General features: G+C 74.7%; 8 protein-coding genes and 1 pseudogene. 4 read left to right on the top strand and 5 right to left on the bottom strand.

The window, feature by feature from the left end:
* From ABZY44_RS36345 to ABZY44_RS36335, 3 genes and pseudogenes are all read right to left on the bottom strand, one after another.
* Positions 1-316, bottom strand: a pseudogene (locus ABZY44_RS36345) (ABC transporter substrate-binding protein); the annotation flags it as partial.
* A 105-nt stretch (positions 317-421) separates the two neighbouring features.
* Positions 422-1666 carry an ROK family transcriptional regulator gene (locus ABZY44_RS36340; protein ID WP_356661594.1) on the bottom strand — a complete coding sequence of 415 codons (1245 nt, stop codon included), beginning with the start codon at positions 1664-1666 and terminating at the stop codon, positions 422-424.
* Between the two features lie 251 nt (positions 1667-1917).
* A complete protein-coding gene (locus ABZY44_RS36335) occupies positions 1918-2949 on the bottom strand; it encodes a mechanosensitive ion channel family protein (RefSeq protein ID WP_356661598.1) in 1032 nt (343 codons plus the stop codon).
* 320 nt (positions 2950-3269) lie between these two features.
* Here ABZY44_RS36335 and ABZY44_RS36330 point away from each other — a divergent pair, with 320 nt between their 5' ends.
* Entirely contained in the window at positions 3270-3809 is a 540-nt protein-coding gene (locus tag ABZY44_RS36330) for an HNH endonuclease (RefSeq protein ID WP_356661592.1), read from the top strand.
* 23 nt (positions 3810-3832) lie between these two features.
* Here the strand turns inward: ABZY44_RS36330 and ABZY44_RS36325 are convergent, their stop codons facing one another.
* Positions 3833-6865 carry a beta-N-acetylglucosaminidase domain-containing protein gene (locus tag ABZY44_RS36325; RefSeq protein WP_356661590.1) on the bottom strand — a complete coding sequence of 1011 codons (3033 nt, stop codon included), beginning with the start codon at positions 6863-6865 and terminating at the stop codon, positions 3833-3835.
* Between the two features lie 222 nt (positions 6866-7087).
* Between ABZY44_RS36325 and ABZY44_RS36320 the strand changes: the two genes are divergently transcribed.
* Genes ABZY44_RS36320 through ABZY44_RS36310 form a run of 3 tightly spaced genes read left to right on the top strand, consistent with a single transcriptional unit; the run spans position 7088 to position 9603 of the window.
* Positions 7088-7273, top strand: a complete 186-nt coding sequence (locus ABZY44_RS36320) for a hypothetical protein (RefSeq protein WP_356661596.1) — start codon at positions 7088-7090, stop codon at positions 7271-7273.
* Between the two features lie 12 nt (positions 7274-7285).
* Positions 7286-9343 (top strand): 4-alpha-glucanotransferase, encoded by a 2058-nt coding sequence (locus ABZY44_RS36315; protein WP_356661588.1) that lies wholly within the window; start codon positions 7286-7288, stop codon positions 9341-9343.
* Positions 9344-9363: 20 nt separating this feature from the next.
* A complete protein-coding gene (locus ABZY44_RS36310; RefSeq protein ID WP_356661586.1) occupies positions 9364-9603 on the top strand; it encodes a hypothetical protein in 240 nt (79 codons plus the stop codon).
* Positions 9604-9757: 154 nt separating this feature from the next.
* Here ABZY44_RS36310 and ABZY44_RS36305 read toward each other — a convergent pair whose 3' ends face one another.
* A complete protein-coding gene (locus ABZY44_RS36305) occupies positions 9758-10267 on the bottom strand; it encodes a MarR family transcriptional regulator (protein ID WP_356661584.1) in 510 nt (169 codons plus the stop codon).
* Positions 10268-10377: the final 110 nt, after the last annotated feature.

The following is a 10377-nucleotide window of genomic DNA, read 5'->3' as shown; positions in this document are numbered from 1 at the left end:
TGTCGGTGGTGAAGGAGGCGACCAGGTCGGGGGCCTTGGCACCGCCCGCGCGCAGCGCCTGGTTGACCTTGGCGTCCGTCATGTCGCCCGTGAGGTTCACCTTGATGTGCGGGTGCGTCTTCTGGAACCGGGCGATGCTGTCCTCGATGGCCTTGACCTCACTGGGGGCCGACCAGCCGTGCCAGAAGTTGAGGGTGACGTCCTTGTCCGGGTCGTTGGAGGCCGTGTCGGACGTGGAGCCCGCACACGCGGTGGCGAGTGCGGATATCGCGGCCACGGCGGTGGCGGCGGCGGTCAGGCGGCGGAATCTGGGCATGACGGAGTCACTCTCTGCGCGGGGGGACTACCTGGAGGGGTGGTGCGGGAGAACGAACGGTCCTGCGGGGCCTGCGGAGGTACGGGTGGTGCGGTTCGGTGTGGTTCAGCGGCGCGACGTGTCGAAGACCTCGTCGCGGGTGGCGGCGAGGGCACTCTCCAGCGCCCCGCGCAGCACGGGCCGTTCCCGTACCTCGCCGGACACCAGCAGGGGCCGGGAGGGGGCGAGGTCGGCGAGCTCGGCCTCGATGAGCTCGCGCAGCGGTTCCCCGCCCGCGATGGTAAGGGCCCCGGAGAGGACGACGACCTCCGGGTCCAGTACGGCGACCAGCGAGGCGAGGCCGGTGGCGAGCGCGGTGGCGTACTCGCGCAGGAGCAGCAGGTTGCCCCCCTCGGGGGCGGCGGCCGCCTGGGCCAGCAGCGCGGCGGCCGTCTCCACCATCGCCCCGGCCTCGGCCCCGTACACCGCCCCGTGGACGGACCCGGACGCGGCCGCCGGCGGCGCCTCGATGCCGAGGCGCGCCGCCATGGCCGGCAGCACCTGTACGCCGGCCAGCTCCTGGTAGCCGCCGGAGTTGACGCGGGTGACCTGGCGGACCAGGGGGTGCCCCGGGACCGGCATGAAGCCGACCTCGCCGGCGCCGCCGGTCCAGCCGCGGTGCAGCCGGCCGCCGAGGACGAGGGCGGCGCCGAGGCCCTCCTCGTTCCACAGCAGTACGAAGTCCTCGTGGCCGCGGGCGGCGCCCAGGCGCTGCTCGGCGACGGCGGCGAGGTTCACGTCGTTCTCGTACTCGACCGGCATGGGCAGGGCGGCCGCCAGCTCGTCGAGGAGCGTGGGGGACTGCCAGCCCGCGAGGTGGTCGGCGTAGCGCAGTACTCCGGTGCGGGGGTCGAAGGAGCCGGGGGTCGCGATGACCACCCGGTGGATGTCGGCGAGGTACAGCCCGGAGTCCTTGACGGCCTCGTCCAGGGCGCGGGTGACCTGCGTGACCGGTCCGGTGCCCTCGGCGTAGGGGAGTTCGTGGCTGCCGATCACCTCGCCGGTGAGGTCGGCGACGGAGGCGAGGATCCGGCCGGGGGTGACGTCCAGGCCGGCGACGTGGGCGGCCCGCGCGTTGACCGCGTAGAGCTGGGCGTTGGGGCCGGGGCGGCCGGCGTCGGTTCCGGTGGCGACGACCAGCCCGGCGGCCTCCAGCCGGGCCAGCAGCTGGGAAGCGGTGGGCTTGGAGAGGCCGGTGAGGTGCCCGATCCGGGTCCGCGACAGCGGACCGTGCGTCAGCAGGAGCTCCAGGGCGGCCCGGTCGTTCAGGGCGCGCAACAGGCTGGGCGTACCGGGGGTGGCGGCGGGCATGGGGTGTTTTCTCCCTCACCGAGGTGAACTGTTAGGTAAGTTTCCTATTGGTGCGGGAGCCCTGTCAATGGCATCGACCGTTCCGTACTCCGGTCGCTCCACGACCCCGGACACGCTCACGATGCCGTCACGGCCGTGTCCGGCCGGACACGGCTCCCCGCGTGGGACAGGCCGCCGCCCCAGCGGGTGAGAACTGCGGGGGCGGCGGACACGGCGGGGGAGGGAGGGGGAGGGAGGAGGGAAGGCCGGCGCTACTTGGTGATCCGGGGGCCCGCTCCGCCGACGGCCGGCGGCGGGATCGGCGCGGTCGCCATGGACTGCGGCGAGGCCGGATTGGCCAGCGCCGACGGCGCGGCCACGGCCGCGGCAGGGTCCGCCGGGGCCTCGTCCTCGGCGGCAGCCGCCAGGCCGCCGACGATCCCGATGCCCGCGGTGTCGAAGGCGTCCTTGATCCGCCAGCGCAGCTCCCGCTCCACGGCGAACTGCTGGCCCGGCATCGTCTTCGCCGAGACCTTCACCGTCATCGAGGCGAGCAGCACCTCGTCCAGGCCCAGCACCTCCACCGGACCCCACAGCCGCTCGTCCCACGGGGACTCCTTGGCCATGGACTCCGCGATGCCCTGGATCACCTCGCGCATGTGCGCGAGGCTCTCGGTGGGCTTGACCTGGACGGCCACCCCGGCCGTGGCCCAGCCCTGGCTCAGGTTGCCGATCCGCTTGATCTCGCCGTTGCGGACGTACCAGATCTCGCCGTTGTCGCCGCGCAGCTTGGTGACGCGCAGGCCCACCTCGACGACCTCACCCGAGGCCACCCCGGCGTCGATCTTGTCGCCGACGCCGTACTGGTCCTCGAGGATCATGAACACACCGGAGAGGAAGTCCGTGACCAGGTTCCGGGCACCGAAACCGATCGCGACACCTGCCACACCGGCACTGGCGAGCAGCGGGCCCAGGTTGATGTCGAGCGCGCCGAGCACCATCAGGCCGGCCGTCCCGAGGATCAGGAACGAGGCCACCGAGCGCAGGACGGACCCGATCGCCTCCGACCGCTGACGACGCCGCTCCGCATTGACCAGCAGCCCGCCCAGGGCGGTGCCCTCGACGGCCTCCGCGCCGCGGTTCATCCGGGTGATCAGCTTGGTCAGCGACTTCCGGACCACCGAACGCAGGGCGAAGGCGATGACCACGATGAGGAGGATCCGCAGGCCCAGGTACAACCATCCGGCCCAGTTCTCCTCGATGAAACTGGCGGCGTTGGTGACGCTCTCGTGGGTGTCTCTGATCGTCTGGGACGCGTCCGGGTCGTCGGCTGCGAGGGGGAGCAGGGCAACAGGCCTGGGCACGGCGGGAACCTCCAGATGTGGCGTCCTGCCCCCGGAAGGGGTGTGGGGGCAGACCAACCACACTAACGGGGCACTCGACCGAGCTTGTTGCCCTGTTCGAGGGAGAGACCAGACTCACGCGGGGAGGAAGCGGGTGTGGTCGAAAACACCTCGGACCCGTTACGGGCGCGTGGTGGCGCTTCGACCAGCCGTAAGGGGAGACTGGAAAGCAGATCGTCCCGGCGCGAGCCACGCGCCGCCGACGTACAAGGAGGCAGTCCGTGCCGCACGTCCTGGTCCTCAACGCGTCGTACGAGCCCCTCGGCGTCGTACCGCTCCGCCGCGCGCTCGTCCTCGTCCTGGAGAACAAAGCGGTCTCCCTGGAAGAATCCGGCGCCTTCCTGCACAGCGCGACAAGGGCCGTCCCCGCTCCCAGCGTGGTCCGGCTCAAGCGCTTCGTGCGGGTCCCCTACCGGGGGCCCGTTCCACTCACCCGGCGCGCGCTGTTCGCGCGGGACGGCGGTCGCTGCATGTACTGCGGGGCCGTCGCGACGAGCGTCGACCACGTCGTCCCGCGCAGCCGCGGCGGCCAGCACGCGTGGGACAACGTCGTCGCCGCCTGCCGCCGCTGCAACCACGTCAAGGCCGACCGGCACTTGGTGGACCTCGGCTGGCGGCTGCGGCACCAGCCGGCCCCGCCGTCGGGGCTGGCGTGGCGGATCATCGGGACGGGGCACCGGGATCCGCGGTGGATGCCCTACCTGGAGCCGTTCGGGGCGGAGGACGCCCTGGAGCGCATCGGAGTCTCGGTGGCCTCGTAACCGCCCGGCGGGTGGGGCGCACGTCAAGGGGACACGGCGAAGGCCTCGGCGGAGAGCAGGCTGCAGCCGAAGCGGGTGGCGCGGGACACACAGGTGACGCGGACGAACCTGGTGTCCGGCGCCGCGGCCGGGAGGTGGACCGTGTCGACGCCGCCGGTGGAGGAGACCGTCGTCGACTCCTGCCAGGTGGTTCCGTCCGGGGAGGTCTCCACCCGGAACAGGGACGGGTACGCCTCCTGCCAGTGCAGCCGCAGCAGACCGACGCGGGCCGGGGCCGGGAGCTCGGCCTGCCACCAGGCCCCGTCGGCCGCCGGGGACGACCAGCGGGTGGACGGCGAGTCGTCCAGCGCGCCCGAGGCCGGGAACTGCGGGGTCTCGTTCGCGGACGAGGTGGCGCGGGCGCCGCGCAGCAGGTTCGGGCCCCCCGTGCGCGGGAAGGCGCGGACCTTCAGCGTGCGGGTCTGCGCGCCGAAGGCCACCGGGACCTCGTAGGTGCCCGGCGCCGTGCCGGCCGCCACCGCGACCTCCACGGGGACGGTGACCTTCGTCCCCCGCGGAGCCACCGCACTCGCGGGGACGCGGACCTCGACGCCCGGCGGCGCGGCCGCCGACAGGGGCCCGCGGACCTCGCCGGGCCGCAGCGCCGACAGCTCCGCCGGGACCTGCTGCGCGGCCCCGCCGATCTCCACGTCGACGGAGTCCGCCAGCTCGAAGCGGGCCTCGGGGCCGTCCGCCGTCCACGGGACCACGCCGTGGACGGCCGGAGCCCGGCCCGACCAGGTGAGCCGGACCGCGTCGGCCCGCAGGCCGCCGAGGTCCGCCTGGGTCCAGCCCGACGCCGCGGCCTCCGCGACCCTGCGCCAGCCCTCGCCCGGTACGTGCGCCTCGACCGCCGCGCCCCGGCTCCCGGGCGGCAGCGGATCGGTCATGACGGTCACCGTCGACACCGGGCGGACCGCCGGCAGCTGGACCGTCCAGGAGTCCGCCGCCCGGGAGACCGTGCCCGCCGGCTCCCGGGCCGCCCCGGTCCAGGCGTCGGCCTCGGCCGCCGCCCGGACGAAGAACGGGTCCAGCACCGCCGTGTCCACCCGGTGGGCGTCCGCCTCGGGCGCCAGCGCCTCGCGCGCGGCGGACAGGGCCCGCGAGGACTGCCAGGCCGCCGCCCCGTCCCCGCGCGCCTGCGCCTGGAGCACGTCGAGGGCCAGTTCGCCGGCGGTTCCGTAGCGCGCGAGCCGCGACAGCCAGGGTCCCGCCTCCCCGGCGAGGCCCGGCAGCCGCCCGGGGGCCTCGCGCAGCACCCGGAACGCGGCCCGCAGCCGGTCGCCCGCGGCCGGGTCGCCGGCCGCCCGCGCCCGCCAGAACTCCTCGACCAGCGGGGCCAGGTACGCCGACTCCGGCTGCCCGAGGCCGGAGGAGGCGTTGTTCCCGGCCAGCGCGGCCAAGGCCTCGCGGGCCTTCGGGTCCGGTCCCGCGAGCTCGGCGACGGCCGCCGCCCACGAGTCGGCGGCCCGGTAGCCGCGCGGGTTCCACGTGAAGTCCGCCACCGTGAACAGCGGGATGCGCGACAGCGTGCCCTGCGACATCGCGTTGGCCAGGACGCCGGCCGACCCGCCCGCCACCGCCGGGTCCCGTCCCGCGTACGGGCCGAGGAAGATCCGGCCCGGATCCGAGTCGTTGACCGGGTAGTTGTCCATGGTGACCAGCGGGTGCCCCAGCACGGAGCGCGCCCCGGCCGTCTCGCGCCCGGTGATCGTGCGCGGCAGGACGCCGACGCCCGTCCACGCGACCTCGACCCGGCCGTCCAGTGCCCCCGCCAGCGCGGTCCGGTAGGCCGTCGCGCCCTCCTGGTAGTACTCCGTCGGCAGCAGCGACAGCGCGGGCGCCCCGGGATACCGCCCGGCCAGGTGCGCGGCCAGCTCGCCCGCGACCTCGGCGTGCGCCTTCGCCGCGGCGGCCGGACCCTTCCCGTAGTGCTCCCGGTCGGCCCGGCAGCTCCACTCCGTGTAGCTGACGTCCTGGAACTGCACTTGGAACGCCCTGAACCCGAGGTCCCACATGGCGTCCAGCTTCCGCGCGAGCGCAGCCCGGTCGGCCGACCGGGAGAGACACATCGACTGTCCCGGCGCCACCGCCCAGGCCAGCACGACCTTGTTGGCACGGGCCCGCTCGGCCAGCGTCCGCAGTTCCGCGGCCTGTTCGGCCGGGTAGTCCCGGCGCCACTCCGTGGTCCGGTACGGGTCGTCGCCCGCGGCCAGCAGGAGCCGGTTCTGCTTGGTGCGCCCCATGAAGTCGACCTGGGCGAGCCGCTGCTCCGCCGTCCACGGAGTCCCGTAGAAACCCTCGGTGATGCCGCGTACGGATGCGGACGGCCAGTCCCGCACCCGAACCCCGGGAACCTTTCCGGAGCCGGGGACGATCAGCTGACGCAGCGTCTGCGCGGCGTGGAACAGCCCGTCCTCGCCCACCCCGGCCAGGGCGACCGTGTCGCGGCCCCCGGCCCGGCCCACCGCCAGCCGGTACCCGCCGGCCGGCAGGTCCTCGGCCCCGGTCGCGCCCAGCTCGCGCAACGCCGCCTCCGCGTCGGGACCTTGGACGAGTACGACGGGGATCCCCCCGGGCATCGGCTGCCCGTCGGCCCGCTCGTGCAGGGTCCGCACGCCGGCCCCGCGCAGCACCTCGCGGACCACTTGGGCGGCGTACGGGTCCGCGTCGGCCGGCAGGACCAGCACGCCCTCCGCGCCCAACACCACGTCGCGCGCCGGGTCGGCGGCCATCGACTGCGGTCGCGGCCATACGGCGGGCTCCGCGCCGGCGGTCCGGGCCGGCTCCGCGCCCGGACCGGCCGCCGGCGCGGCCCCCGCGGCGGGCGGGGCCGCGGGTACGGGGGAGGGCGGGGGCGCCGGGTCGAGGGCGGGGCCGAGCCCGGGAGCGGGCGCCGAGGGGGACGCGGGCGCCGCGAAGGCGCCGGGCGGACCCACGGCCACCGAACCGCCCAGCAGCGTCCCGATGACGGCGACGGCCGCTGCCGTGGCCCGCTTGCTGCCCCTGAGCTGCACGGAGCCTCCCCGTCCCGAGTCGTCCCCGCTCGTACGAACGAGGCCGAGCCCACCATCCGTACGGCCGGAGTGTCAACGTCCGAGGGTGATCTGACCGGGATGTGCCGGGAATGCGATGCACCCGATTGGGTATGGCTGCCATGTCCTCGAGCGGTGTTCCATGGTTCTGACCGATCCTCACGCACAAAGGAGTGCCCGCCCGTGAACACCGCCGACGCCTGCATACCCCGCCCGCCGCTCGCCCACCTGCCCGCGCAGGGCGGCCCCGCCGAAGGGCCCCTGACGAGTGAACCCCCGCTCGCCGACTCCGCACACGCGCCGCTGACCAGCGAGCCCCCGCTCACCGACGAGGCCCCGCTGACCAGCGAACCGACCACCTCCGCTGCGGCCGCCGCCGCGGGTGACTAGAGAAGGATCCTGATGGACGACCTCGCCCGGCTCGCGGCCCTGTACGGCGTCGCCACCACCTACCAGCCGGCCGAGGACGTCACCGTCCGCGTCCCGGAGTCCACCGTGGCCGCCGTGGCGCGGCAACTGGGGGCGGACGCGGACACCGCCGAAGAGCTGCGGGCGCACCTGGCCGAGGCCGAACACGAAGCGGCCTGCCGGCTGTTGCCGCAGGTGCTGGTGTGGTGGGCCGGCTCCAAGCCGCCCGTGGAACTGGGCGCCCTGCCGCCCGGCACCCTGCTCCGGCTGGAGCCGGAGCGGGGCGGACCCGCGGGGGCCGCGCAGATGCCGGAGGCCGCAGGGGACGGGGCGGCGGAAGAGGTCGCGGAGGTCTGGCCGGAGGGGGTGGGGGAACCGCCGCTCGGCGTGCACCGGGTGCACGCCGAGACCCCCGACGGCCGCTCCGCGACCGCCACGCTGATCGTGGCCCCCGACCGGGCCCCGGCGGCGCCGGAGCGCGCCCACGGACTCCTCGTCCAGCTGTACTCGCTGCTCTCCGAGCGCTCTTGGGGCATGGGGGACCTCGGTGACCTCGCGGAGCTGGCGCGCTGGGCCGGCCGGGTCCACGGGGCCGGCTTCATCCAGGTCAACCCGCTGCACGCGGCGGTGACTGGAACCCCGACCGACCCCTCCCCGTACCGGCCGTCCTCGCGCCGCTTCCCCGACCCGGTGCACCTGCGGGTCGAGGACGTCCCCGAGTACGCGCACTGCCCGGACCGGGCCGCCCTCGAAGCGCTGGCCGAGCGGGGCGGCCAGTTGCGGCGCGAGGTGCTGGAGAAGGGGGCGCTGATCGACCGGGACGCCGTCTGGGCCCTCAAGCGGTCCGCCCTGGAACTCCTCTACGCCGTCCCGCGCTCACCCGAACGGGAGGCCGCCTACGGGAACTTCCGCGCCGAGCAGGGCCGGGAGCTGGACCGGCACGCAGCCTGGTGCGCCGCGCACGCCGGGGAGGACCACGCGTCCGCCACCGACTTCCACCGCTGGCTGGTCTGGCTGACGGACACCCAGCTCACCGCGGCGCAGCGGGCCGCCAAGGACGCCGGGATGGCGGTCGGCATCGTGCACGACCTGGCCGTCGGGGTGCACCCGGAGGGGGCGGACGCCTCGGGTGCGCCCCACTACGCCAAGGGCGTCTCCGTGGGAGCCCCGCCCGACGCCTTCAACGCGCGCGGCCAGGACTGGGGTCTGCCGCCCTGGCGCCCCGACCGGCTGGCCGCCACCGGCTACGAGCCCTTCCGGGCCCTGCTGCGCGGGGTGTTCCGGTACGCGGGCGCGCTGCGGATCGACCATGTCATGGGACTCTTCCGGCTCTGGTGGATCCCCGAGGGGGCCCCGCCCGCCGAAGGCGCGTACGTGGCGTACGACGGGGAGGCGATGCTCGCCCTGCTGGTCCTGGAGGCCCACCGGGCCGGGGCCCTGGTCATCGGAGAGGACCTCGGCACCGTGCAGCCGGGGGTCCGTCAGGCGCTGGCCCGGCGCGGGGTGCTGGGCACCTCGGTGCTCTGGTTCGAGCGGGACTGGACCGGCGACGGGGAGCCGCTGGAACCGGCCCGGTGGCGGGCCGACTGCCTGGCCACCGCCACCACCCACGACCTGCCGCCCACGGCCGCCAAGCTGGCCGGCACCCACGTGGAACTGCGGGACCGGCTCGGCCTGCTGACCCGCCCGCTGGAGCGGGAGCGCGCCGAGGACGCCGCCGACACCGCGCGCTGGCTGGACGTCCTGGAGGACCTCGGCCTGGACCCCAAGGGCGAGGAGGCCGCCGTACGCGCCCTGTACGGGTTCCTGCTGCGCACTCCGGCCCGGCTGGTCGGGGTCTGGCTGCCCGACGCGGTGGGCGACCGGCGGCCGCAGAACCTGCCCGGCACCTGGGACCAGTACCCCAATTGGCGGCTTCCGCTCGCCGACGCGGAGGGCCGGCCGCTGACCTTGGAGGCGCTCACCGCCTCGCCGCGCGCGAACGCCCTGCTGAGCGCGGTGCGGGACGGGGCGGGAACCCGTACGGCACCCCCGGGCGCGCGGGTCGTTTAGGTGTTCGCTACGTTTGCACCGTGGACAAGAAGAACGCTCTGCGCGCCGGCGCCGTCACGGCCGGAACGACGCTGATGATGCTGCTGATGACGTCTCCCGCCCTCGCGCTCACCCGCGACGACGGTGACGACCCGGGTCCGGGCCTGAGCATTGCCCAGACGCTCGGCCTGTACGTGGCGCTGCCGATCGTGCTGTTCCTGCTCATCGCCGGTCTGGTGATCGTCACCGACAAGTCGCGCAAGCAGCAGACGGAAAGCTGACCCCGCGCGCTGACACCGCGAGCTGACCCCTCCTGAGGGGTCCGCTCCGCTCGAACGCCGGGACGCCGGGGGTCCGTACGGACCCCCGGCGCTTCGTCATGCCCGGGATCCGGTGGCTCCCCTGGCTCCCGGGGCCCCCGCACGCCGGATCCCCCTAATGCACTCCCGCCAGCAGCTTGCGCAGGAGCGCGGTGAGCGCCCGGACCTCGTCCTCGTCGAGCCCGGTGAGGGCGGCGGCCTGGACCTCCAGACCCGCCGCGACCGCCTCGTCGATGAGCGCGAGGCCCCGCTCGGTGATCGTCACCTTGAGCCCCCGCCGGTCGTGCGGATCGGGCGCGCGGCACAGCAGCCCGGCCTTCTCCAGTTTGTCCAGCCGTCCCGTCATGCCTCCCGTGGTGAGCATCAGGGTGGCGGACAGCTCGCGCGGCGAGAGGGTGTACGGGGCTCCGGAACGGCGCAGCGTGGCGACGACGTCGAACTCGCCGCGCGAGATCCCGTACCGGTTGTAGGTCCGCTCCATCGCGTCGCCCATGGTCTTGGCGATCCGGTAGATCCGGCCGAAGACGGCCATGGGCTCCGTGTCGAGGTCCGGTCGCACGGCGTACCACTGGGCGGTGATCGCGTCGACGGCGTCCGTGCCGACCGCGGGCGTGTGCTCGGTCATGGGTGCAGTATCCGGCTTCCGCTCGTTCGTTCGCAAAAAGCTACTTGACGCTAAGTAGCTTAGCGGTAAGCTACTTACAAGCGACCTACTCGGGGGGAACGATGACGGCG

It is taken from the genome of Streptomyces sp. NPDC006544 (genome assembly GCF_040611715.1).
In the GTDB taxonomy this organism is placed as follows: Bacteria; Actinomycetota; Actinomycetes; order Streptomycetales; family Streptomycetaceae; genus Streptomyces.
Note: the sequence above shows the minus strand (reverse complement) of the source record. Positions and strands in the feature narration are given on the sequence as shown.